This is a genomic window from Kitasatospora sp. NBC_00374, assembly GCF_041434935.1.
GTDB lineage: Bacteria > Actinomycetota > Actinomycetes > Streptomycetales > Streptomycetaceae > Kitasatospora.
Genome location: NZ_CP107964.1, coordinates 6,717,833 through 6,742,101 on the forward strand (window position 1 = coordinate 6,717,833; position 24,269 = coordinate 6,742,101).

Below are 24,269 nucleotides of genomic sequence, written 5' to 3' on the forward strand. Positions count from 1 at the left end.
TGATGACCTCCCCTCCCCCCGTCGTTCCGGTCGCCGCACCCACCCAGGTCGTCGAACTCGACCTCGCGCGGCCGGACGAGATCCGCACCCCGGGCGGGCTGCGCACCGCGCCGACCGGCCGGGTGCTGGCCCTGGTCCGCCGGCACGGGCACCCGCTCGGGCTGGTCACCGCGACCGGCGCGGTCGGCGACCCGGCCGGGCTGCCCCGGGCGGTCGCCGAGGCCGCCCGGCGCGACCTGGGCGCCGCCCCACGCGCCGACGCCGCCCCCGTGCCCAGGGCCGCGCGGGCCTCGGTGAGCGTCATCGTCTGCACCCGCAACCGCGAGGACCTGCTGGCGCCCTGCCTCGACGCACTCCTGCGCACGACCCACCCGCAGACCGAGCTGATCGTCGTGGACAACGCGCCGGCCGACGACGCCACCGAGCGCCTCGTCCGCTCCCGCTACGGGGGCCGGGTCCGCTACCTGCGCGAGCCGGTGGCCGGTCTGGCCCGGGCCCGCAACACCGGTCTGGCCGCCGCCCACGGCGAGCTCTGCGCCTTCACCGACGACGACGTCCTGGCCGACCCCGGCTGGGTGCCGGCGATGGTGGCGGCCTTCCGCTCGGACGACCGGATCGGCTGCGTCACCGGCCTGGTCCTGCCCGCCGAGCTCGACACCGAGGCGCAGGCCGCGTTCGAGCGGTACGGCGGCTACACCAGGGGCTTCACCGCCCGCAGCTGGTCGCTGCGCGACCACCCCCACGACCCGCTCCTGCCGTTCCGGGTCGGCGGCTTCGGCACCGGCGCGAACATGGCGTTCCGCACCGGTCTGCTGCGCCGGCTCGGCGGCTTCGACACCGCCACCGGCGCCGGCACCCGGACCCGCGGCGGGGAGGACCTGCTGGCCTTCTTCGCCGTCCTGGAGGGCGGGCACACCGTCGCCTACCAGCCGGACGCCATCGTCTGGCACCGCCACCGCCGCACCATGGACGGCCTGGCCGCCCAGATCTACGGCTTCGGCGTCGGCTTCGGCGCCTACGTGACCGCCGCCCTCGCCCGCCGCCCCGCCCTGCTGGCCACCCTGGTCCGCCACGCGCCCCGGTGCGCCGGGGAGGTGGTCCGCCGGCGCCGTACCCGGGCCGCCCGCAACGGCGGCCGGACATCCGCGCCGCTCGGGCGGCTCGAGCTCCGCGGGATGGTCTGCGGACCGCACACCTACCTGCTCAGCCGCTGGCAGCAGCGCGGCACCCGGATCGGCGAGCAGTCGTGACCGCCGGTCTCAGCGCCCGCACGGGTTCGACCCGCCAGACCGCGCGGCCGTGCTCCTGCCCCGAGCCGCTGCCCTGCCAGTGCTCGTACCTCACCCTGCTCCGGGCCCGGGTGCGGGCGGCCAGGGTGGTCCCGGTGCGCGAGCCGCTGCTGCGCAACGGGCACATCCTGGTGGCCAGCACGGTGCTGGCCGCGGCGCTGGGATCGCTCTTCTGGATCTGTGCCACCCGGTGGTACAGCCCGGACGTGGTCGGCCGCAGCTACGCTGCGCTCTCCGCGGCCACCCTGCTCTCCGCGCTCGGGAGCTTCAACCTGGGCAACGTCCTGGTGCGGTTCGTACCGGCGGCCGGGCGGCACACCCGGCGGCTGGTCCTGCGGTGCTACGCCGTCAGCGCCGGGGCGAGCGCCCTGGCCGCCGGCGTGTTCCTGCTGCTGATCCCGGTGATCGCGCCCGGGCTGGGCTACCTGCGGGAGCCGATCCTGGCCGGGGCGTTCGTCGCCGCCACGGCCGGCTACTCCGTCTTCGTCCTGCAGGACGGCGCGCTCACCGGGCTGCGCCGCACCGGCTGGGTGCTCGGCGAGAACGCGCTGTTCGCGGTGGCGAAGACCGGGATGCTGGCGGTGTGCGCGCTCATGGCGATCGGCACCGGCATCCTGGTCTCCTGGTCCGCCGGCCTGGTCGTCGCCATCGTGGTGACCAACGTGGTGCTGTTCCGCCGGGCCGTGCCCGCCCAGCACCGCGCGGACCGCACCGGTGCGCCCGCGCCGAAGCGGGTGATGCGCTACGCGATGGCCGACTACCTGGGCAACCTCTCCAGCATCGCCGCCTACAGCATCGTCCCGCTGATGGTGCTCAACCAGCTCGGCGCCGAGCAGAACGCCTTCTACTCGCTGTCCTGGATCATCGCCGACACGCTCTACGTCGCGGCGTTCAGCATGGGCAGCTCCCTGGTCGTCGAGGCCGCCCGGGCGCCCGAGCGGCTGGCCGAGCACGCCCGGCGGATGCTGCGCCACACCGGTCTGCTGCTGCTCGGCGGGACCGCGGTGGTCATCGTGGCGGCGCCGTGGATCCTCAAGCTGTTCGGTCCCGGCTACTCGGAGAACGGCACCACCGTGCTGCGGCTGATGGTGCTCTCCGCCCTGCCCAACGTCGTGCTGAGTGTGGCGATCGACGTGTGCCGGGTACGCCGGGCACTGCCCTGGCTGATCGCCCTGCAGTTCACCTTCGCCGTCCTGGTGATCACGATGGTCGGCATCCTGCTCCCCGCGTTCGGACTGACCGGTGTCGGCCTCGCCTGGCTGATCGCCGGCTCTGCGATCGCACTGCCGCTGCTGGTCGCACTTCCGCGCTGGCTGCCCTCACCCGACCGGAGGCCGAGATGACCACCCGACGGAACGACGGCCCGACCCTCTCGGTCGTCATCTGCGCGTACACCCTGGACCGATGGGCCGACATCTGCGCGGCGGTCTCCTCGGTGCGCGACCAGCACCTGCGGCCCACCGAGCTGCTGCTGGTGATCGACCACTGCCCCGAGCTCGAACGGCGCGCGGCCGCGCAGCTGCGCGACGCGCGGGTGGTCACCAACTCCCGGACGCGCGGCCTGTCCGGCGCCCGCAACACCGGGGTCGCCGCCGCCACCGGCGAGGTGGTCGCCTTCCTCGACGACGACGCGGTGGCCGACCCGCAGTGGACCGTGCGGCTGCTGGCCGGCTACCGGGATCCCGCCGTGCTGGGGGTGGGCGGCCTGGTCCGCGCCTGGTGGGAGACCGGCCGCCCGCAGTGGTTCCCGCCCGAGTTCGACTGGGTGGTCGGCTGCTCGTACCACGGCTCGCCGCGGACGCCCGCCGCGGTCCGCAACTTCACCGGCGCCAACATGTCCTTCCGGCGCGCGGACATGGTCGCCGCCGGCGGCTTCCGCCAGGACCTCGGCCGGGTCGGCACCAAGCCCCTCGGCTGCGAGGAGACCGAGCTCTGCCTGCGGCTGGCCGCCCTCAACCCGCGCGCCGAACTGCGCTTCGAGCCGGCCGCCGTCGTCCGGCACCACGTCCCGCCGACCCGCACCACCTGGTCCTACTTCCGCGCCCGCTGCTACGCCGAGGGCTGTTCCAAGGCCGTGGTCGCGCGGCACGCGGGCAGTCGGCCGGCGCTGGCCGACGAGCGCCGCTACCTGCGGCGCACCGTACCCGCCGCCGTCGTCCGGAGCGTCCTGCACGCCGAGTTCCGCACCGCGGCCACCCTGTGCGCGGGTGTCGGTATCACGATGTTCGGCTACACCTCGGGCCGGGCGCGCAGCTTCCTTGCCGGATCCACCGCATCCGCAAGGCGATCGGTGAGGAGCCCGGCATGATCCCGGTACCCGTCTTCCTCTACCACTCGGTCTCGGACGACCCGCCGTCGTGGATCGCCCCCTACACGGTCACCCCGAGGGTGTTCCGCGAGCAGCTCGAACGGATCATGGACAGCGGGCTGTCGGTGGTGCCGCTGCGCCGGCTGGTCGCGGCCATCCACGGCGGACCGCCGCTCCCGGCCAGGGTCGCGGTGCTCACCTTCGACGACGGCTTCGCGGACTTCTACTGGACGGTCGCCCCGATCCTCTCGGACCTCGGACTCTCCGCCACGCTCTACGTCACGGTGGGGGCCCTCCACCCGCCGGGCGGCACGAGCACCGGGAGCGTGCTGCCGCCCGCACAGATGCTGAACTGGCGCCAGGTCAACACGCTCGACGCGCTCGGTGTCGAGATCGGCGGCCACTCGCAGACCCACGCCCAGCTCGACACCGTCTCCGCCCAGAAGTGCGCGGACGAGGTCGTCGGCTCCAAGCGTCTGCTGGAGGACGTGCTCGGCCACGAGGTCACGGCCTTCGCCTACCCGCACGGCTACTCCAGCCCGGCCGTCCGCCGGCGGGTCCGGCAGGCCGGCTGGACCTCGGCGACCGCGGTGGAGAACAAGTTCAGCTCGGCGGCCGACGACCCGATGCGGATCTGCCGGCTGATGGTCCGCAACGACACCCCGCAACACGTCTTCCAGGACTGGACCATGGGCCGGGGGCCCGTGACCGGACCGGTCCCGGAGAGCATCTACACCCGCGGCTGGCGCGCCTACCGGCGGCTGCGGGCCGCCGTCGGCAGCCCCGTGGGCGGCCCGCCCCAGGAGGCCAGATCATGATCGAACCGCTGAGCGGAGCCGACCCCGCGGACACCGAGGCGACCGGCCGCCGTACCACCGGCGCCCCGGATCCCGTCGCGCCCCTTCCCGTTCCCGCGACGGCTCCCGTTCCCGCGACGGCGCCCACCGAGCGCCCGGCCTGGCGGATCCGGCGGCTGCGCGTCCGGATCCCCGGCACCGCCGGCCGGTCCACCTGGGTGATCCGCGTCCTGCTGCCGCTCGGGCTGGCCCTGTGGGTGGTCTCGCTCGCCGGCGTACGGATCGAACGGATGGGCGCCCTCGGCCTGATCCAGGCCGTGCCGCCGCTCTACTGGGCCGCCGTCGCCGTCCTCACGCTCGGCTTCGTCGCCGTGCTCCGGGCTCCGCGCCTCCCGCAGCGCTGGGCGGCCGGGTACGTGGTGGGCCTGATCGCGGTCATCCACGCGACGCCCAGCATCCTGTACCCCGCGCTGCGCTACGCCTGGGCCTGGAAGCACGTCGCGATCATCGACGCGATGACGCGCCACGACGGCTCCGTGCCCGGCTCCGCCGACATGGACGTCTACGACCAGTGGCCCGGCTTCTTCCAGCTCAACGTCCTGTTCCTGCGCGCCACCGGACTCCACTCGGCGCTCGGCTACGCCTCCTGGTACCCGGTGCTGGCCAACCTGCTGCTGCTCGGCCCGCTCCTGATGATCTACCGGACCTTCACCAAGGACCCCCGGCTGGTGTGGGGCGGCGTCTGGCTCTACTTCTCGACCGCCTGGGTCGGGCAGGACTACTTCTCGCCGCAGGCCTTCGCGTACTTCCTGTTCCTCACCGTGCTGGCCCTGGTGCTGCGACGGCTCGCCGACCGGCGCACGGCCGATCCCGCCGCGATGCCGCCGGGCAGTGCCCTGGCGCTCTCCCGGCCCGCGGAGGAACCGGGCCGGGCGGGCTGGCGGCCGGTCCCGTTCGTCCTGGTGACGCTCCTGATCGCCGCCATCGTCTGCTCCCACCAGCTGACCCCGCTGATGCTGATCAGCTTCCTGGCGATGCTGTCGCTGCCGCGCCGCAACCGCCGGGTGGTGCTGCCGGTCCTGGCCGTCGCCGTCGCGCTGACCTTCCTGTGGAACGCGACGGTCGCCCGGCCCTACATCTCGGCCAACCTGAACAGCCTGATCTCGGCCCTCAGCTCGCCCGACCGCAACGCGCTGCCCAACCTGTCCCGGCTCGGGACGACCGCCCCCGAACAGGTCATCGCCTCCTGGGCGGACCGCGGGCTGACCGGCACCGTGCTCCTGCTGGCCGTGGTGGCGCTGCTGTGCCACCGCTGGACGCGCAGCAGCCCGCTGCCCTGGCTGCTGGTGGCCCCGCTGCCGCTGCTGCTGGCCAACAACTACGGCGGGGAGATGATCTTCCGGGCCTACCTCTTCGCGCTCCCGGCGGCCGCCTTCCTGCTGGCCACCCTGCTGGTGCAGAGCCCGCCGCGGCGCGGGGTGCGGGTGTGGATCTCCACCGCCGTGATGTTCGCCCTGCTGGCCGGCCTGTTCGTCGGCTACTTCGGCAAGGAGTCGATGAACTACTTCACCCGGCAGGAGGTCGCCGCGACCCGGTTCGCCACCGAGGACACCCCGCCCGGATCGCTGATCGTCTCGGCCACCGGCGACCTGCCCGGCGGGGAGATGCGCTACGACGAGCTTGAGCGGATCGTGTTGTCCCAGGGCAGCCTGCCCGACCGGCGACTGCTGCTGAGCGACCCGCTCACGGCGCTGGAGGACACCATGAGCAACCCCAAGGTGACCGGGCCGTCCTACCTGGTCCTCACCCGGTCCCAGTCGGTCGACTCCGACCTGACCGGGCTGTTCCCCGCCGGCACCGTCGAACGGCTGAACGACGTGGTGGCGACCTCCCCGGCGTTCGAGGCCGTCTTCGCCGATCACGACGCGGTCGTCTACCGGTACATCCCGACGGTGCACGGCCCGCAGCCGACCAGACAGGACCTCCAGCCGTGAGCGGGCCCAGGCGTGCGAGTCCGGTGCGGCTGCTGCTCGGCCTCTCCGGCTGGCTCGCCCTGTTCACCACCCTCCTCCCGCCCGCCGACCCGGTCCGGGTCGCGGTGACCGCGGCCTTCCTGCTGGTGTGTCCCGGCGCGGCCACCCTGCTCGCGGCCCCGCCCCGGGTCCGCTCCGCCGCCGACTGGCCCGACCGGCTGGCGATCGCGGCCTTCGCCGTGGCGCTCAGCCTGGCGATCGCCACGGTGACGGTCGTGGCCCTGTTCCTCGCGCACGCGTTCACGCTCGGCCGGGCGCTGGCCGCCCTGGCGCTGCTCACCTCCCTCCTGGCGCTGCTGCCGGTCGGCCGCCGCCCGTCCGCTCCCGGCGGTCACCGCGCCGGACCGGACGGCCCGGGGGCGGACCGCGCCACGGACCCCCGCCGTCGCGGGCTCGGCCCCCGGGCGGCGGTCGTCGCCGGCTCCTGCGGGCTGCTGCTCACCGCCGCGTGCGGCAGCCCGTCCGCCGTGCCGGGCTTCACGGTCGTGCCGCAGCAGGCGGAGGCGGCCGGGCCGTCCGTCCCGGCCGCCTCGGACCAGCCGGTCGCCCCCGGGCCCTGGCACCAGGTCTTCCGGGACGACTTCAACGGGCAGACCCTGGACCGGTCCAACTGGGTGACCTGCTACGACTGGAACCGCGCCGGATGCACCAACGCGGGCAACCGGGAGGAGCAGTGGTACCTGCCCGGCCAGGCTTCGCCCGCGGGCGGGTCGCTCGTCCTCACCGCCGAGCGCCGGGCCACCGCGGGCACCGACGGAAAGGCGTACCCATGGACCTCCGGCATGGTCAGCACCGGCCGCGCCTCGTGGAACGGCACGCCGCTGCACACCTTCACCTACGGCTACTTCGCGGCCGCCATCCAGCCGCTGCAGGCCGCCGAGGGTTTCTTCCCGGCGTTCTGGCTGATCCCGGCCGAGACCCGCGGCACACCGCCCGAACTGGACGTGGCCGAGTTCCCCGGCACCAACCGGTTCGTCGACATGAACCTGCACTGGGGCACGCCCTCCGGCGGCGACGACCGGGTCGGCCACCGGTATCACCCGGTCGGCGGTTTCGCCGCCGGGCCGCGGGTGTTCGCGGTGGACTGGGAGCCGGACGGCGTGACCTGGTACGTGGACGGGGTGGAGCAGTTCAAGGTCACCGACCCGTCGATCGTCCCGAACGTCGCGATGGAACTGATCCTCAATCTCGCGGTGGGCTATCCGGGCCCGCCCCCGTCGTCCGTCGACTCCGCGCAGCTGCGGGTCGACTGGGTGTCGGTCTGGCAGCACTGAACTCCCGAGGAACTGGTGTCGACATGGAACGAGCCGGGCCCGAAATGGACCGCGAGGTCCCCGTCCTGCTGGTGAAGGTGGGGCGCTACCCGCAGTCGCACAGCACGGTCGGGGTGGCCCGCTCGTTCGGCCGGCTCGGCGTCCCGGTCCACGCGATGGTCGAGGACCGGCTGACGCCGACCGCCGTCTCCCGCTACCTGACGCGGGCGCTCGTGGCGCCCACCAGCGGGTGCGAGCCGCCGGAGCGGCTGGTCGCGGCGATCCGGGAGGCCGGCCGGGCGATCGGGCGCCGCAGTGTCGCGGTGGCGACCGACGACGAGGCGGCCGTCCTGCTCGCCGAGCACGCCGAGGAGCTGTCCCCCTTCCTGCTGCTGCCCCCGGTGCCGCCCGCGCTGCCGCGCCGGCTGGCGGACAAGGGTGAGCTGGCCGGGCTCTGCACGGCCAACGACATCCCGACGCCGCGTGCGCTGGCCCCCCGCGACCTGGGCGAGCTGCGGGCGGCGGCCCGCGACTGGGGGTATCCGGTGGTGCTGAAGAACGTCGGGTCGTTCAGCCGGCTGCGCCGCCCGGCGGTCGGTTCCACCACGGTGGTGTCCGACGAGCGCGAGCTGCTGACGGCCTGCCCGGCGGACAGCGTGCCGTCCGTGCTGGTCCAGGAGTACCTGCCGCCGGAGCACGCCGAGGACTGGTTCACCCATCTGTGCTGCGGGCCCGGCGGCGAGCCGCTCGCGGTGTTCACCGGGCTGAAGCTGAGGTCCTGGCCGCCGGGGGCCGGCGTCACCACCCGCGCCCGCGCCGTGGCCAATCCGCCGCTGGCCGCCCTGGCCGCCCGGCTGTGCCGGCAGATCGGCTACAGCGGCGTGGCGGACCTCGACTGGCGGCTGGACCGCCGCGACGGCCGGTACAAGCTGGTGGACTTCAACCCCCGGACGGGCGCGCAGTTCCGGCTCTTCGAGACCGCGGACGGCGTGGACGTGGTGCGGGCGCTGCACCTGTCGCTCACCGGGCGGTCGGTGCCGCAGGGCCCGCAGCTCGCCCGCTCCTTCGGGGTCGGGCAGGTGGATCTGATGTCGGCCGCCGTGACGGCCTGGCAGGAGCGCCGCCCGCCGCAGGGGATCGGGCCGCACCGCGGCACCGAGCGCGCCTGGCTCTGCCAGGACGACCCGGTGCCGGCGCTCGCCGAGGCGGTCCGGTTCGGCGGACGGGTGGCGGTGGGGGTGACCCGCCGGGCGCTCAGCGGTTCGCGGAGGCCAGGGCGCCGCTGATCCGCCGGGCCGTGAAGCCGGTGCCGGCGACGAACCGCAGCAGCGGACCGAAGCTGTCGGCGGCGGACAGCCCGGAGAAGTACAGGCCCGGGACGGAGGACTCGAAGGTGGCCGACAGCCGCGGCGCCCCGTGCGGGGTGCGCCGTACGGCCATCCGCACCCGCTCGTCCAGCAGCCCGATCCGCTCCACGTCGACCTGGTACCCGGTGGCGGCCAGGACGTGGTCGGCCTCCAGTGACCTGGTCGAGCCCCTGAGCTGCAGCAGTGCGCTGCCCTGCCGCTCCTCGGCCGCCTCCAGGCTGTGCCCGGTCAGCACCGGGAACCGGCCGTCCACCCGGTCCTTGAGCCACCAGGCGCCGGCCGGACCGAGCACCGTACGCACCGAGCGGGCCCGCTTGCCGTCGGGCAGGTAGCGGAAGGCCGCCGGGATCCGGCTGTACGCGAGCAGCCCCCAGCCCGGCCCGAGCGTGGAGCCCGGGCTGGCGAGGCGGGCGGGCAGCGAGCGGTCCTGGGTCCGGTCGGTCTCGGGCGGGACGCCGAACAGCAGTTCACCCGTTCGGGCGACCACGGTCGGCATGGCGTCGGCCTCGTGCAGCAGGGCGGCGCTCTCCAGCGCCGACTGACCCGCGCCGACCACCGCGACCCGCTGCCCGGCGAACTTGCCGAGATCCACGTGGGCGGCGGTGTGCGAGGCGAGGCCCGCGTCCACCAGCCCGTCCAGGACGGACGGCACCGAGGCGAACGGCTGCAGCCCGACGGCCAGCACGACCGCGCCGCTGGTGAACGACTCGCCGGTGTCCAGCAGCAGGTGGAACAGCCCGCCCTCGTACCGGACGCCGAGCACCCTCGCCCGCTCGACCTCGGGCACGCAGGTGCGCTCGAACCACTCGCCGTAGGCGATGAACTCGTCGATCGGGATCGGGTGCTGGTCGCCACCCTGGGGCCGGCCGGTGGCCGCCCGGAAGCCCTCCAGGCGGTGGCGGCCGGCGGGGTCGGAGATGGAGGAGGCCCGCGGGGTGGACTTCAGGAACATCCCGATCGGCATCCGGGAGCGCCAGCTGTCCATCGGTTCGCCCAGGATCCGCAGCGGGACCCGGTGGCCCTTGAGGTGTGCCGCGACGGCGAGGCCGTACGGCCCTGCGCCGATGACCGTGACCGGGACGGATGCGTCGGTCTTCACGGCCGCCTCCGGGGGGACGCTGTGCGCCGGTCGTCGGGGCGGGGTGTGCGGTGCGGCGTCATCGGGCCACCTCCTTGGGTGGGGGAGTCCCCAACTCCCAGAGTGCACCGTGGCTCCGGGCGCGGCACGCCCGCCCGGGTCAGCCGACCAGGCGGGCCAGCGGGATGGAGTGCCCGGTGTGCTCGACCTTCGCCCGCAGGTAGCGGACGTTGCTCGCCGAGACGTGCACGCCGGTCGGGACGCGCTCGGCGACCTCGATGCCCAGCCGGGCCAGCTGCTCGGCCTTGTCGGGGTTGTTGCTGAGCAGCGCCACGGTGGTGGCGCCGAGCCCGGCGAGCATCTGGGCGGCGGCGGTGTAGTCGCGGCCGTCCTCGGGCAGGCCGAGCGCGGTGTTGGCCTGGTAGGTGTCGAGGCCGGTGTCCTGAAGGGCGTAGGCGTCGAGCTTGTTGTAGAGACCGATGCCGCGGCCCTCCTGGCGGAGGTAGACCAGGTAGCCGCCGGCCTCGGCGATCCGCTCGACCGACTCCCGCAGCTGCGGGCCGCAGTCGCAGCGGTCGGAGCCGAAGACGTCGCCGGTGAGGCACTCGGAGTGCAGCCGGACCAGCGGGATGCCGGCGCCGTCGGTGTCGCCGAGCGCGAGGGCCAGGTGTTCGGCGCCGTCCGTCAGCCCGTGGAAGGTGAAGACCTCCGCCTCGACCCGGAAGCCGTCGGGGAAGGTGAGCGGGATGCGGACCCGGGAGCGTACGGTCGCGGGCGGCTGCTGGTCGGTCTCGGTCTGCGTCATGCCCGGCCTCCGGCGATTGGTTCAAATTCGAACTGGGTCTTCCGGTGCTGACCGTACACCTTGGTTCTAATTTGAACAACAGACTTCACGGGAGACCACTTTCGGCCCACCATCCTCAGCCGCCACGGACGGGCACCGCGCAGAGTGGGCAGGGGGCGCAGCCAACTCCGACGAGGGATCACCCATGTCCAAGGCATTCGGATTCACCGAGTACGGCGGCCCGCAGCACCAGACCTTCCTGGACCGGCCCGTCCCGGCGCCCGGTCCCGGCCGGCTGCAGATCTCCGTCCGCGCCGCCGGAGTCAACCCCGTCGACTGGAAGATCCGCCGCGGTCTGACCGGCAAGGGCCTGGAGCTGCCCGCCGTCCTCGGGGTGGAGGCGGCCGGCGTGGTGGAGGCGGTCGGGGACGGTGTGACCGGCTTCGCCGTCGGCGACCAGGTCTTCGGCACCGCCGCGACCGGCGGCTACGCGGAGCACACCCTGCTGGTCGCCGGGAGCACCGCCCGCAAGCCGGCCGGGGTGAGCTTCGCCCAGGCCGCCGCGCTGCCGGTGGCCGCCGCCACCGGGTACGACGGTGTGGAGCACGTCGGCCTCAAGGCGGGCCAGACCCTGCTGATCCTCGGGATCGCCGGCGGGGTGGGCAGTGTGGCCGCGCAGATCGCCCGGGAGCGCGGCATCAGGGTGCTGGGCACCGCGAGCAACGCCAACCGGCCGTTCGTCGAGTCGCTCGGCGCCACCCAGATCCGGTACGGCGACGGGGTGGTCGACCGGATCCTGCTGGCCGCGCCGCAGGGGGTGGACGGCATCCTCGACCTGGTCGGCGGTGCGGACGTCCGGGCGGCGGCCGAGACACTGGCCGACCGCAGCCGCCTGATCGCCACCTCCGACCCGGGCACCGCCGCCGAGCTCGGCGGCTCCTTCGTCCGCCGCAGCGGCACCGGCGCCACCCTGGCGGTCCTCGCCGAACTGGTCGCCGACGGCCGGCTGGATCCGCACATCACCGCCACCTACCCGCTCGCCAGGGCCGCCGAGGCACTCGCCGAGGTCGAGTCCGGCCACGCCCGCGGCAAGCTGATCCTGGAAGTGAGCTGAACCGTGAAGATCACCACCCCGACCGTCGGCGCGCCCTGCTGGGTCGAGCTGTCCACCGTCGACCCCGCCGCCGCCAAGTCCTTCTACGCCGAGCTGTTCGGCTGGCGCGCCGAGGAGGACCCGAATCCGGAGGCCGGCGGTTACACGGTCCTGTCGCTGGGCGACGCGGCGGTGGCCGGGCTGACCCCGCTCCAGCAGCCCGAGCAGCCGACCGCCTGGTCGGTCTCCTTCGCCACCGCCGACGCCGACGCGACCGCGGCCGCCGTGGTCGCGGCCGGCGGCCGGCTGCTGCTGGAACCCTCCGAGGTCCTCGACCTCGGCCGGTTCGCGATCGCGGTGGACCCCGGCGGTGCGGCCTTCTCGATCTGGCAGGCCCGGTCCTTCAACGGCGCGGCCGTCATGAACGAGGCGGGCTCGCTGGGCTGGGTCGAGCTGACCACCCGGGAGGTCCACAAGTCCAAGGAGTTCTACCCGCGGGTCTTCGGCTGGAGTGTGACGGTGGGGGAGATGTACACCCAGTGGGGCATCGCGGGGAAGGACTTCGGCGGGATGGCCGACATGGCCGACCAGTTCCCCGCCGACACCCCGCCGTACTGGATGCCGTACTTCGCGGTGGCGGACGTGGACCGGACGGCGGAGCGGGCCGCGGCACTCGGCGCGACCGTGCTGCTGCCCCCCACCGACGTCCCGGACGGGCCGCGGCTGGCCGTCCTGCGGGACCAGCAGGGGGCGGTGTTCGGCGTGCACATCGCGGGCGCCTAGGCCTGGGTGCGGCCCCGGCCGGTCACGCGTTGGCCTGCTCCTCCTCGGTGGGGGCGGGCGCCGCCGTCGGGGCGGCGGCGCGGCGGTTGGGGCGGAAGGCGACGGCGGCGGCCGCCAGGGTGATCACCACGGCGGTCGGCGGGAGCCAGTCGCCCAGGCGGTCGTACCAGGTGAGCGAGGCGGGCGCGGCCAGCGGCAGCCGGACGGTGACGGAACCGGTGGCGCCGGTGTCCAGGTGGACCAGCCGGCGGCCCTGGCGGTCGTAGGCGACCGTCTCGCCGGTCAGCGCCGCCTGGACGACCGCGCGGCCGGTCTCGGCGGCCCGGATCGCGCCCAGCGAGGCGTGCTGCGCCGGGGCCCAGGTGTCCTGGAAGGTCGAGGTCGCCGACTGGTAGACGATCATCCGGGCGCCCTGCTCGGCGGCCGCCCGGGACATGTCGGGGAAGGCCGACTCGAAACAGATCAGCGCGCCGACCGGCATCGGGTCGCCCTCGCGGTCCGTGGTCGGCAGCAGGTGGAAGGCGGTGCCGGGGGCGCGGTTCTCGCCGGCCGCGGCGCTCACCCCGGCGATCCAGCCGAGCACCGGACGCAGCGGGATGTACTCGCCGAACGGGACCAGCCGGATCTTGCGGTAGCGGTCGCGCACCCCGTCCGGGCCGACCAGCACGGCGTCCTTGGAGATCCGGCCGTCGGCCTTGCGGGCGTCCTCGCCGACCAGCAGCTGGGCGCCGATCAGCGCGGACAGCGCCCGGACGTCGCTCAGCGCGGCCGGGTCGCGGTCCAGGTCGGCGGTGGTGCTGCTCTCGCCCCAGACCACCAGGTCGAGCGGCTGCCCGACCAGGCCGCGGCTGATCCTCACGTTGGTGTCGAGCCGGGCGGCCTCGTTCGGGGTCTGGCCCGGCTGCACCAGGGCCACCGTGGCGAAGCCGTCCGGGGCGTCCTGGCGCTGCGCGGCGAACAGCAGCGGGCCGGCGACCAGGGCGGCCACCACGACCCCGGCCGCCAGCGCGCGGGCCGGCAGGCGGTGGGCGGTGAGCAGGATCAGCACTCCGGTGTTGGCGGCCACCACGGCCGCGCTGACCAGCCAGACCCCGCCGACCGAGGCCAGCGCCAGGATCGCCGGGTGCTGCCACTGGCTCGCCCCGAGCAGTGCCCACGGCCCGCCGAGCGCGTGCCAGGACCTGGCGAACTCGGTACTCACCCACACCGCCGGGACGACCACCAGGGCGACCGCCGCGCGGGCGGGGGTGAGCGGCGGGTGGAGCGTGCGCCAGACCGCCAGGCCGAGCGCCGCCTGCAGCGCGCCGAACAGCAGCGCGAGCAGGATCAGCCCCGGCCCGATCGACGGGATCAGCCAGTACATCGCGACCAGGATGAACCCCGCACCGAACCACCAGCCGCGGACCATCGCCTCCCGCGCGCCGGGCGCCCGCTGCATCGCCAGCAGCCCCGGTACCAGGGCGACCCAGGCCAGGGCGGCCAGCCCGAGCCCGGGAAACGCCAGTACGGGCAGGGCCCCGGCGGCGAGGGCGCCGTAACGGGCGGGCTGGGTCAGGCCTGCGCGAAGGGTCATGCGGCGATTCTCCGCTCATTGAGGCCGTGTCACCTCATCTGCGGGTCACCCGGGTGGCGGACCGGAGGTGAAGATCTCGTGCACCTCCGGTCCGGCCCCGCATCCTCAGCCCTCGCCCTCCAGATCGCCCTCGGTCTCCAGGAAGGCGGTGCGCAGGGCGTCGATCAGCTCCGGGTCGGGCTCGGCCCACAGACCGCGCTCGGCCGCCTCCAGCAGACGCTCGCTGATGCCGTGCAGCGCCCAGGGGTTGGCGCCGGTCAGGAAGTCCCGGTTGACCGGGTCGAGGACGTACTCCTGGGTGAGCTTCTCGTACATCCAGTCGGCGACCACGCCGGTGGTGGCGTCGTAGCCGAACAGGTAGTCCACGGTGGCCGCCATCTCGAAGGCGCCCTTGTAGCCGTGCCGGCGCATCGCCTCCAGCCAGCGCGGGTTGACCACCCGGGCGCGGAAGACCCGGGCCGCCTCCTCGGTGAGGGTGCGGGTGCGGACGGTCTCCGGGCGGGTGGAGTCGCCGATGTACGCCGCCGGGTTCCTGCCGGTGAGCGCGCGGACGGTGGCGACCATGCCGCCGTGGTACTGGAAGTAGTCGTCGGAGTCCGCGATGTCGTGCTCGCGGGTGTCGGTGTTCTTGGCGGCGACGGTGATCCGCTTGTACGCCGTCTCCATCTCCTCGCGGGCCGGGCGGCCGTTCAGCTCGCGGCCGTAGGCGTAGCCGCCCCAGACCGTGTAGACCTCGGCCAGGTCGGCGTCGGTGCGCCAGTCCCGGCTGTCGATCAGCTGGAGCAGACCGGCGCCGTAGGTGCCCGGGCGGGAGCCGAACACCCGGACGGTGGCCTTGCGCTCGTCGCCGTGCACGGCCAGGTCGGCCTGGACGTGGGCGCGCACGAAGTTGTCCGCCTCGGCCTCCTCCTGCCGGGCGGCGAGGCGCACCGCGTCGTCCAGCAGGGCGACCACGTGCGGGAAGGCGTCCCGGAAGAAGCCGGAGATCCGCAGCGTCACGTCGATCCGGGGGCGGCCGAGCTCCTCCAGGGAGATCGTCTCCAGGCCGGTGACCCGGCGCGAGGCGTCGTCCCAGACCGGGCGCACGCCCAGCAGGGCGAAGGCCTCGGCGATGTCGTCGCCGGCGGTGCGCATCGCGCTGGTGCCCCACAGGGACAGGCCGACCGACGGCGGGTAGGCGCCGTCGTTGTCCGCCCGGTAGCGCTCGATCAGCGAGCCGGCCAGCGCCTGGCCGGTCTCCCAGGCCAGCCGGCTCGGGACGGCCTTCGGGTCGACGGAGTAGAAGTTGCGGCCGGTCGGCAGGACGTTGACCAGGCCGCGCAGCGGCGAACCGGACGGCCCGGCCGGGACGAAGCCGCCGTTCAGCGCGTGCAGCACCGCGTCCAGCTCGTCGGTGGTGGCCGACAGCCGGGGGACCACCTGACGGGCGGCGAAGTCCAGCACCTCGCGGACGGCGTCCGGGTGCCCGGCGGCGACCTTCTCCACCGCCTCGGGGGACCAGTCCTCGGCCTCCATCGCCTCGACCAGGGCGCGGGCCTGCGCCTCGGCGGCGTCGGTGGCGCCGAGCGTCAGCGCGGCCTCGTCCAGGCCGAGCGCCTCGCGCAGGCCGGGCAGCGCGCTGACCCCGCCCCAGATCTGCCGGGCCCGCAGGATGGCCAGCACGATGTTGACCCGGTCGGTGCCGGCCGGGGCCTGGCCGAGCACGTGCAGGCCGTCGCGGATCTGGGCGTCCTTGACCTCGCACAGCCAGCCGTCGACGTGCAGCAGGAAGTCGTCGAAGCCGTCGTCCTCGGGCCGCTCGTCCAGGCCCAGGTCGTGGTCGAGGCGGGCGGCCTGGATCAGCGTCCAGATCTGGGCGCGGATCGCCGGCAGCTTGGCCGGGTCCATCGCCGCGATGTTGGAGTGCTCGTCCAGCAGCTGCTCCAGACGGGCGATGTCGCCGTACGAGTCGGCGCGGGCCATTGGCGGCACCAGGTGGTCGACCAGGGTGGCGTGCGCCCGGCGCTTGGCCTGGGTGCCCTCGCCCGGGTCGTTGACCAGGAACGGGTAGACCAGCGGCAGGTCACCGATCACGGCGTCCGGGCCGCAGTCCGCCGACAGCGCGGCGGTCTTGCCGGGCAGCCACTCCAGGTTGCCGTGCTTGCCGAGGTGCACCACGGCGTCGGCGCCGAAGCCGCCGTCCGACTGCGCGGCGGCGATCCAGCGGTAGGCGGCCAGGTAGTGGTGACTGGGCGGCAGGTCCGGGTCGTGGTAGATGGCGACCGGGTTGGCGCCGAAGCCGCGCGGCGGCTGGATCAGCACCAGCAGGTTCCCGGAGCGGATCGCGGCCAGCACGATGTCGCCGTCCGGGTTCTGCGAGCGGTCCACGTACAGCTCGCCGGGCGGCGGGCCCCAGTGCTCCTCGACCCGGCCGCGCAGGCCCTCCGGCAGGGTGGCGTACCAGCGGCGGTAGTCGGCCGCCGGGATCCGGACCGGGTTGCGGGCGAGCTGGTCCTCGGTCAGCCAGTCCTGGTCGTAGCCGCCGGCCGCGATCAGGGCGTGGATCAGCGCGTCGCCCTCGTGGCTGCCGTCGTCCTCGGTCTGGGTCAGGCCCGGCAGCGCGTCGGGGCCGTCCAGCGGGCCGAGGTCCATGCCCTCCTCGCGCAGCCGGGTGAGCAGCCGGATCGCCGAGGCGGGGGTGTCCAGGCCGACGGCGTTGCCGACCCGGGCGTGCTTGGTCGGGTACGCCGACAGCACCAGCGCCAGGCGGCGCTCGGCGGCCGGGATGTGCCGCAGCCGGGCGTGCCGCACCGCGATGCCGGCCACCCGGGCCGCCCGCTCCGGGTCGGCGGCGTAGACCGTCAGACCGTCCTCGTCCAGCTCCTTGAAGGAGAACGGCACGGTGATCAGACGGCCGTCGAACTCCGGCACGGCGACCTGGGTGGCGGTGTCCAGCGGGGACAGGCCGTCGTCGCTGGCCTCCCAGGCGGCCCGCGACCAGGTCAGGCACAGCGCCTGCAGGATCGGCCGGTCCAGCGCGGCCAGCGCGCCCGCGTCCCAGGCCTCCTCGTCGCCGCCGGCCTGCGCGTCCGCCGGGCGGGTGCCGCCGGCCGCGAGCACGGTGGTGACGATCGCGTCGGCGGTGCCCAGCCGCGCCAGCAGCTCCGGCTCGGCGCCGCGCAGCGAGGAGCAGAACAGCGGCAGCGCCCGGGCGCCCCGGTCCTCGATCGCCCGGCAGAGCGTCTCGACGAAGCCGGTGTTGCCGCTCATGTGGTGCGCGCGGTAGTACAGCACCGCGATCACCGGGCCCTCGGTGGTACGGGCGGTGCGCTCCAGCGGGCCCCACTCGGGCGCGGAGGCCGGCGGCGCGAAGCCGTGGCCGGTCAGCAGCACGGTGTCGGAGAGGAAGGCGCCCAGCTCGGCCAGGTTCGCCGGGCCGCCGTGCGCCAGGTAGGCGTGCGCCTCGGCGGCGATGCCGGCCGGGACGGTGGACAGCTCCATCAGCTGGGCGTCCGGCGCCTGCTCACCGGTCAGCACGATCACCGGGCGCGGGCCGGCCAGCAGCGCGTCCAGGCCCTCCTGCCAGGCGCGGCGGCCGCCGAGCAGCCGGACGACCACCAGGTCGGTGCCCTCGGTCAGCGCGGGAAGGTCCTCGACGGTCAGCCGGGCCGGGTTGCCCAGGCGGTACGGCACCGGGCCCTCGGAGGCGCGGGCGCTGAGCAGGTCGGTGTCGGAGGTCGACAGCAGCAGGATCATGCGAGGGGCCTCCCGGCCTCGTCGGAGAACGGGCGGGCGGCCCAGGACATGCGGCAGCGCACAGGTCAAGCCTTCCTCGGGGTCCGCGCCCCGTGGGGGTTCCCCCCGGCCACGGGCCGAGGGGCTGGTCTGAGAGACGGCAGGAGTTCCTGGCTCCCACGGTGGTGAACCGTGGTCACAGTGGCGGGACCGCACCGGGTTTGCACCGGTTTCCTCCCCTTGCGCCGTCGCTGGCACGGGCGGCCCGCAGGGCCACCCGCGCAGCATCGTACGGGGTGCCGACCGGCTGCGGAGCTGGTCCGGGACTGTGATCTAGGTCCTGTCCGGCGATCTTGTCGGATCAGCCCGCGGCGTCGGGCGCCCGGTTGGGCGTGCGCCCGGATCGTCCTCGTACTGGGTCGTACTTGGGCGATTCGGGCGTGCGTCCAGGCGGGATGCCCGGCGGCGCGGGCCCGGCAGGATCGGCCGGACAGGGCCGATGAGCCCGGGGCACCCGTTCGGACCATCTGTATGCTCGCCGCCATGCCACCCACACCCGCCGCCCCAGCGCCGGGCCCCGCCGTGCCCGACCGGGGGCAGGCCGACGCCTGCCCCGGCGCGCTGCGCCTGCACCGGGCCGACGACGGCGCCCTCGCCCGGGTCAGGGTGCCCGGGGGACTGCTGACCGCCCGTCAGGCCGTCGCGCTGGCCGAGGCCGCCGAGGACCTGGGCGACGGCGAACTGGAGACCACCTCACGGGGCAACGTCCAGCTCCGCGGCCTGGGTTCGGACGCCGGCGCCGAGCTGGGCGCCCGGCTGCGCGCCGCCGGCCTGCTGCCCTCCGACGCGCACGAGCGGGTCCGCAACATCGTCGCCTCGCCGCTCGCCGGCCTCGACGGCCGCGGCCACGCCGACGTCCAGGCCTGGGTGCGCGAGCTCGACGCGAAGCTGTGCGCGGGCGACTGGGCCGTCGGCCTGTCCGGCAAGTTCCTCTTCGCGCTCGACGACGGCCGCGGCGACGCCGCCTCGCTGGACGCCGATGTGACATTGATCGCAAGGCCGGCCGGCACCGCACTGCTGCGCCTCGGACGGGCCGCCACCGCCCGCCCGGTCCCCGCCGGGGAGGCGGTGGACGCGGCACTCGCCGCCGCCCGCGACTTCCTGGCCGCGCTGCGCGCCACCGGCACCCAGGCCTGGCACCTGCGCGAGGCCCCCGACCTGCTCGACCCCGGGCCGCTGCCGCTGCCCGCCTTCACCGACCCGCACCCGCCGCTGGGCGCCCTGCCCGGCGGCCTGTCGGTCGGCCTGCGCTTCGGCCGGGCGTCCGCCGCCGGCTGGCGGCTGCTCGCCGAGACGGCGGTGGACGGCCTGCGGCTGACCCCGTGGCGCGGCGCGGTGCTGCCTGGGGCGGCCGCCGACCGGCTGCCCCGGCTGGCCGCGGCCGGGTTCAGGACCGAGCCCGGCACCCCCTGGGACCGGGCCACCGCCTGCACCGGGACGCCCGGCTGCGCCAGGTCGCTCGCCGACGTCCGGGCGGACGCCGCGCCGGCGCTCGACGCCGCCGGCCGCCCCGGCCTGCCGGTGCACTGGTCGGGCTGCGAGCGGCGGTGTGGACATCCGGGCGGGGACTGGGTGGATGTGCTCGCCACGGGGCAGGGCTACCGGGTGACCCGAGGCGAGGCCTCGGTGGAAGTGACGACGGAAGAGATGGCCGAGGCGGTCGCCGAGGCCCGGAGGACCACGTGATCGAGTACGAGAAGGACGGCGCCGAGATCTACCGGCAGTCCTTTGCCACCATCCGGGCCGAGGCCGAGCTGGCCGCGCTGCCCGCCGACGTCGCCCAGGTCGCGGTGCGGATGATCCACGCCTGCGGCATGACCGACCTGGTCGAGGACCTCGTGTACTCGCCGGGCGTGGTGGCGCGGGCCCGCGAGGCGCTGCGCGCCGGTGCGCCGATCCTGTGCGACGTGAACATGGTGGCCAGCGGCGTCACCCGCAAGCGGCTGCCCGCCGGCAACGAGGTGATCTGCACGCTGACCGACCCCTCGGTGCCGGAGCTGGCCGCGAAGCTGGGCAACACCCGCAGCGCCGCCGCGATGGAGCTGTGGCTGCCCCGCCTGGAGGGTGCGGTGGTCGCCGTCGGCAACGCGCCGACCTCGCTCTTCCGGCTGCTGGAGATGGTCGAGGCGGGCGCCCCGCGCCCGGCGGCCGTGATCGGCGTCCCGGTCGGCTTCATCGGCGCGGCCGAGTCCAAGCAGGCCCTGGCCGAACACCCGGCCGGCCTGGAACACCTGGTGGTCCGGGGCCGGCGCGGCGGCAGTGCGATGGCCGCCGCCGCCATCAACGCGATTGCGAGCGAAGTGGAATGACGGAGCGTCAGTCAGGCCGGCTGTACGGTGTCGGGCTCGGCCCCGGCGACCCCGAGCTGGTCACCGTCCGGGCCGCCGGGCTGATCGGAAAGGCCGACGTGGTCGCGTACCACAGCGCCCGGCACGGCCGGTCGATCGCCCGCTCGATCGCCGAGCCCTACCTGCGCGGCGACCAGATCGAGGAGAAGCTGGTCTACCCGCTGACGGTGGAGACCACCGACCACCCCGGCGGCTACCGGGGCGCGCTGGACGAGTTCTACGAGCAGGCCGCCGCCCGGCTGGCCGCCCACCTCGACGCCGGGCGCGACGTGGTGGTGCTCGCCGAGGGCGACCCGCTGTTCTACGGCTCGTACCAGCACATGCACAAGCGCCTCGCGGACCGCTACCCGACCGAGGTGGTGCCCGGCGTGACCTCGGTCAGCGCCGCCGCCGCCCGCCTCGGCAAGCCGCTGGTGGAGGCCGAGGAGGTGCTCACCATCATCCCGGGCACCCTGCCCGAGGAGGAGCTGACGGCCCGCCTGGCCGCCACCGACTCCGCCGTGGTGATGAAGCTCGGCCGCACCTTCCCGACCGTCCGGCGGGCGCTGGAGCGGTCCGGGCGGCTGGCGGAGGCGCAGTACGTCGAGCGGGCCACCATGCCCGGCGAGCGCACCGCGCCGCTGGCCGAGGTCGACCCGGACTCGGTGCCGTACTTCTCGGTCGCCGTGCTGCCCAGCCGGATCGACCGGACCGTGGCCGAACACGCCGACGGCGAGGGCCGGGGCGAGGGCGAGGTGGTCGTGGTCGGCACCGGCCCGGCCGGGCCGCTGTGGCTCACCCCGGAGGCGCGCGGCGTCCTCGCCGGCGCCACCGACCTCGTCGGCTACACCACCTACCTGGACCGCGTCCCGGTCCGGGCCGGCCAGCTGCGGCACGGCTCGGACAACAAGGTCGAGGCCGAGCGCGCCGAGTTCGCGCTCGACCTGGCCCGGCGCGGCCGCAAGGTCGCCGTGGTCTCCTCCGGCGACCCCGGTGTCTTCGCGATGGCGACCGCCGTCCTGGAGGCCGCCTGCGCCGACCCGTACCGCTCGGTGCCGGTCCGGGTGCTGCCCGGCATGACCGCCGCGCACGCCGCCGCGTCCCGTGCGGGCGCGCCGCTCGGCCACGACTACGCGGTGGTCTCGCTCTCCGACCGGCTCAAGCCGTGGGAGGTGGTCGCCCAGCGGCTGCGCGCCGCGGCCGCAGCGGACCTCGTCCTGGCGCTGTACAACCCCGGCTCGCAGAGCCGCACCACCCAGGTCGGCCTGGCCCGCGACCTGCTGCTCGAACACCGCGCCCCCGACACCCCGGTCGTGATGGCCCGGGACGTCGGCGGCCCGACCGAGCGGGTCCGCACCGTCCGCCTGGCCGACCTCGACCCCACCCAGGTCGACATGCGGACGATCCTGCTGATCGGCTCCTCGCAGACCCAGGCCGTCGCCCGCGACAACGGCACCGAGGTGGTCTGGACCCCCCGCCGCTACCCGCCGGTCTGACGACACGCCGGGCGCCTCGTCCCTTCCCGGGATCGGCGCCCGGCCTCAACTGACGCTCCATCACCGTCCGTTCAGACGTGGACCATTGGTCCCGGTGACGGGTCTCGCCGCCGAGGTGGCGGCACGACGGGTGAATTCCCGGTTCGGAGAGTGCCGCCGTCCGGTGCTTCAATCGGTTCGATCGGTTCGATCGGTGGAGAGGCGCGGAGGGGGGACCTCCGGGCAGCGGTGTCCGGTGCGGGAACTTGGGGATGGGAGCCGTCATGGCGTCCGTGGGAGAGAGACTGAGCAGCGCGAGAGCGCGCGCCTTCATCGGCCGGGAGGAGGAAGTCGGCCGCTTCGATGAGGCCTTGGCCGGGGATCCGCACGCGCCGTTCGCGTTCTACCTGTTCGGGCCGGGCGGCATCGGGAAGTCGGCGCTGCTGCGGTGCCTGGCGGACCGGGCCCGCGCCGCGGGCCGGCCGCTCCTCGAAGTCGACGGCCGTTTCGTCGGCCGGGACCCGGCCGACTTCGAGCGCACGGCCGGCCCCTTCCTTGAAGTCCCCGGCACGGTCCTGTTCGTGGACTCCTTCGAGCACTGCCAGTGGCTGGAGAGCTGGCTGTGGCAGCGGTTCCTGCCCCGCGCCGCGGACGGCGCCCTGGTCGTCCTCGCCGGCCGGCTCGCGCCGCAGCCGCAGTGGACCGCCGATCCCGCCTGGGCCGGGGTCCTGCACGTCGGCGAACTGGGCCCGTTCTCCGAGGAGCAGGCCCGGAGCCTGCTGGCCGCGGCGCAGCTCATGCCCGAACTGCGGGACCGGGTACTGCGTTTCGCCGGAGGCAACCCGCTGGCCCTGTCCCTCGCCGCCGCCGCGGGATCGACGGGCTGGAGCAGGGAGGAGATCTGGTCGCCCTCGGCCGACGTCCTGCGGACCCTGTTGGCGGGGTTGATCGGTGAGGTCCCGACGGCGGCCCACCGCCGCGCCCTGGAGCTGGTGGCGCAGGCCCACTCGACGTCCGAGGAACTGCTCACCGCGGTGCTGCCCGAGGAGGACGCCCACCTGCTCTTCGACTGGCTGAGGGACCTGCCCTTCATGGAGTCCACGCACCGGGGGCTCCACCCGCACGACGCCGCCCGCGAGACACTGGCCGCCGACCTGCGCTGGCGGGCCCCCAACGCCTTCGTGGCGATGCGTCAGCGTCTGATGGAGGAGTACCTGCGCCTGCTGCGCGAGGCACCCGAGGAGCGGGTCTGGACCGTCACCGACGAGCTCTTCTACCTCTTCCGGGAGGTGGAGACCCTGGCCCGCCTGCGCACCTGGTCCCGCGAGGACGAGGTGCACGACAGCCCCCTGCGCCCGGACGACCTCGACGTCGTGCTGCGGATGGCCGAGGAGACCGAGGGCCCCGCCTCCGCGGACCTGGTCCGCTACTGGGCGCAGCGCCAGCCGGAGGCGTTCAGCGTCTACCGCCTCGTGAGCACGGGCCGGACGGTGGCGTTCACGGCCCGACTCGTCCTGCCGGCCCCCGCCGACCCGCAGGACCTGGCCACCGATCCCGTCGTCGCGGCAGCCTGGGAGCACACCGATGCCACCGCACCGGTGAGCCCCGGCGAGCACATCGGCGTCAGCCGCTTCTCGGTCTACCCCGAGCGGTACCAGGTCCCCTCGCGCGTCATCGACCTGAGCAGTTCCCGGGCCCAGGCGGAGTCCGCCCGCGCCCGCGGTCGCGCGTACGGCTTCGCCGTCTACCAGGACGCCGAAGCCTGGGCCGCGCGCGTCAAGGGCACCCTCGGTGACACCGGCGCGCGACCCCGGGTCGGTGAGCACACCTACGGGGTGTTCGCCGTCGACTGGCGCAGGGTGCCCGTGGAGGACTGGCTCCGCCTCTTCATATCGGCCACCGAGGTACCTGCCCGGCCGGGGCCCACGGGCGTCTCGCGCACCGCGTTCGACCAGGCCGTGCGCGAAGCCCTGCCGTACTGGCGCGACCCCGGGGCCTTCGCCACCTGTGCCCTGATGCGCTCCCGCATGGTGGCCGACTCCACCGACCCCGCCGAGGAGCTGCGCGCCCTGCTGCGCCAGGCCGTCGACGACCTCGCCCGTGACCCGCGCGGAGTGCGGGCCCGGGACGCCCTGACGGCGGGCTACTTCTCCGGTGCGCCCACCCAGGAGGCGGCCGCCCGCCGCCTCGGCCTTCCGTACGGCACCTACCGGCGTCACCTGCGCCAGGGCCTGGACCAGCTGTGCGAGGCCCTGTGGCAGCGGGAGCTGTACGGCCCCCACCACTAACGGGGGCCGAGCGGGCCCCGACCGGTCCGGGTGGACAGCTGCGGACA

General features: G+C 74.8%; 17 protein-coding genes and 1 riboswitch. Of the genes, 13 read left to right on the top strand and 4 right to left on the bottom strand.

Annotation, left to right across the window (positions count from 1 at the left end):
- The first annotated feature begins 2 nt into the window (after positions 1–2).
- Genes OG871_RS29960 through OG871_RS29990 form a run of 7 tightly spaced genes read left to right on the top strand, consistent with a single transcriptional unit; the run spans position 3 to position 8,966 of the window.
- Positions 3–1,250 (top strand): glycosyltransferase family 2 protein, encoded by a 1,248-nt coding sequence (locus tag OG871_RS29960; protein ID WP_371501093.1) that lies wholly within the window; start codon positions 3–5, stop codon positions 1,248–1,250.
- Positions 1,247–2,632, top strand: a complete 1,386-nt coding sequence (locus tag OG871_RS29965) for a lipopolysaccharide biosynthesis protein (RefSeq protein WP_371501095.1) — start codon at positions 1,247–1,249, stop codon at positions 2,630–2,632. Before OG871_RS29960 ends, OG871_RS29965 begins: the two co-directional genes overlap by 4 nt.
- Positions 2,629–3,597, top strand: a complete 969-nt coding sequence (locus OG871_RS29970) for a glycosyltransferase family 2 protein (protein WP_371501097.1) — start codon at positions 2,629–2,631, stop codon at positions 3,595–3,597. Before OG871_RS29965 ends, OG871_RS29970 begins: the two co-directional genes overlap by 4 nt.
- The gene (locus OG871_RS29975) at positions 3,594–4,415 is read left to right on the top strand and encodes a polysaccharide deacetylase family protein (RefSeq protein ID WP_371501099.1); all 822 of its coding nucleotides are present in this window, start codon (positions 3,594–3,596) and stop codon (positions 4,413–4,415) included. Before OG871_RS29970 ends, OG871_RS29975 begins: the two co-directional genes overlap by 4 nt.
- Positions 4,412–6,388, top strand: coding sequence for a glycosyltransferase (locus OG871_RS29980; protein ID WP_371501101.1), 1,977 nt, complete (start codon positions 4,412–4,414; stop codon positions 6,386–6,388). Before OG871_RS29975 ends, OG871_RS29980 begins: the two co-directional genes overlap by 4 nt.
- On the top strand, positions 6,385–7,701 hold the full coding sequence (locus OG871_RS29985) for a family 16 glycosylhydrolase (RefSeq protein ID WP_371501103.1): 1,317 nt from the start codon (positions 6,385–6,387) through the stop codon (positions 7,699–7,701). The genes OG871_RS29980 and OG871_RS29985 overlap by 4 nt, the downstream gene beginning before the upstream one ends.
- Positions 7,702–7,724: 23 nt before the next feature.
- Positions 7,725–8,966, top strand: coding sequence for an ATP-grasp domain-containing protein (locus OG871_RS29990; RefSeq protein WP_371501105.1), 1,242 nt, complete (start codon positions 7,725–7,727; stop codon positions 8,964–8,966).
- Here the strand turns inward: OG871_RS29990 and OG871_RS29995 are convergent.
- Positions 8,935–10,146, bottom strand: a complete 1,212-nt coding sequence (locus OG871_RS29995) for an FAD-dependent oxidoreductase (protein WP_371501107.1) — start codon at positions 10,144–10,146, stop codon at positions 8,935–8,937. The genes OG871_RS29990 and OG871_RS29995 overlap by 32 nt on opposite strands.
- Positions 10,147–10,285: 139 nt before the next feature.
- Positions 10,286–10,930, bottom strand: a complete 645-nt coding sequence (ribA, locus tag OG871_RS30000; protein ID WP_371501109.1) for a GTP cyclohydrolase II — start codon at positions 10,928–10,930, stop codon at positions 10,286–10,288.
- Positions 10,931–11,114: 184 nt separating this feature from the next.
- Between ribA and OG871_RS30005 the strand changes: the two genes are divergently transcribed.
- Positions 11,115–12,023, top strand: a complete 909-nt coding sequence (locus OG871_RS30005) for an NADP-dependent oxidoreductase (RefSeq protein ID WP_371501111.1) — start codon at positions 11,115–11,117, stop codon at positions 12,021–12,023.
- A 3-nt stretch (positions 12,024–12,026) separates the two neighbouring features.
- Positions 12,027–12,785, top strand: coding sequence for a VOC family protein (locus OG871_RS30010; protein ID WP_371501113.1), 759 nt, complete (start codon positions 12,027–12,029; stop codon positions 12,783–12,785).
- A gap of 22 nt (positions 12,786–12,807) precedes the next feature.
- On the opposite strand, the gene lnt is transcribed toward OG871_RS30010, so the two are convergent.
- Entirely contained in the window at positions 12,808–14,358 is a 1,551-nt protein-coding gene (lnt, locus tag OG871_RS30015; protein ID WP_371501115.1) for an apolipoprotein N-acyltransferase, read from the bottom strand.
- A gap of 105 nt (positions 14,359–14,463) precedes the next feature.
- Positions 14,464–18,093: a cobaltochelatase subunit CobN gene (gene cobN, locus OG871_RS30020; RefSeq protein ID WP_371501117.1), complete on the bottom strand. Its 3,630-nt coding sequence runs from the start codon at positions 18,091–18,093 to the stop codon at positions 14,464–14,466.
- A gap of 120 nt (positions 18,094–18,213) precedes the next feature.
- Positions 18,214–18,356: riboswitch (cobalamin riboswitch) on the bottom strand.
- A 247-nt stretch (positions 18,357–18,603) separates the two neighbouring features.
- Between cobN and OG871_RS30025 the strand changes: the two genes are divergently transcribed.
- From OG871_RS30025 to OG871_RS30040, 4 genes are all read left to right on the top strand, one after another.
- A complete protein-coding gene (locus OG871_RS30025; protein ID WP_371501119.1) occupies positions 18,604–19,818 on the top strand; it encodes a cobalamin biosynthesis protein CobG in 1,215 nt (404 codons plus the stop codon).
- Positions 19,815–20,441, top strand: coding sequence for a precorrin-8X methylmutase (locus OG871_RS30030; RefSeq protein WP_371501121.1), 627 nt, complete (start codon positions 19,815–19,817; stop codon positions 20,439–20,441). The genes OG871_RS30025 and OG871_RS30030 overlap by 4 nt, the downstream gene beginning before the upstream one ends.
- Positions 20,438–21,955, top strand: coding sequence for a precorrin-2 C(20)-methyltransferase (locus OG871_RS30035; protein WP_371501122.1), 1,518 nt, complete (start codon positions 20,438–20,440; stop codon positions 21,953–21,955). The genes OG871_RS30030 and OG871_RS30035 overlap by 4 nt, the downstream gene beginning before the upstream one ends.
- A 263-nt stretch (positions 21,956–22,218) precedes the next feature.
- A complete protein-coding gene (locus OG871_RS30040; protein WP_371501123.1) occupies positions 22,219–24,222 on the top strand; it encodes an ATP-binding protein in 2,004 nt (667 codons plus the stop codon).
- Positions 24,223–24,269 lie beyond the last annotated feature (47 nt).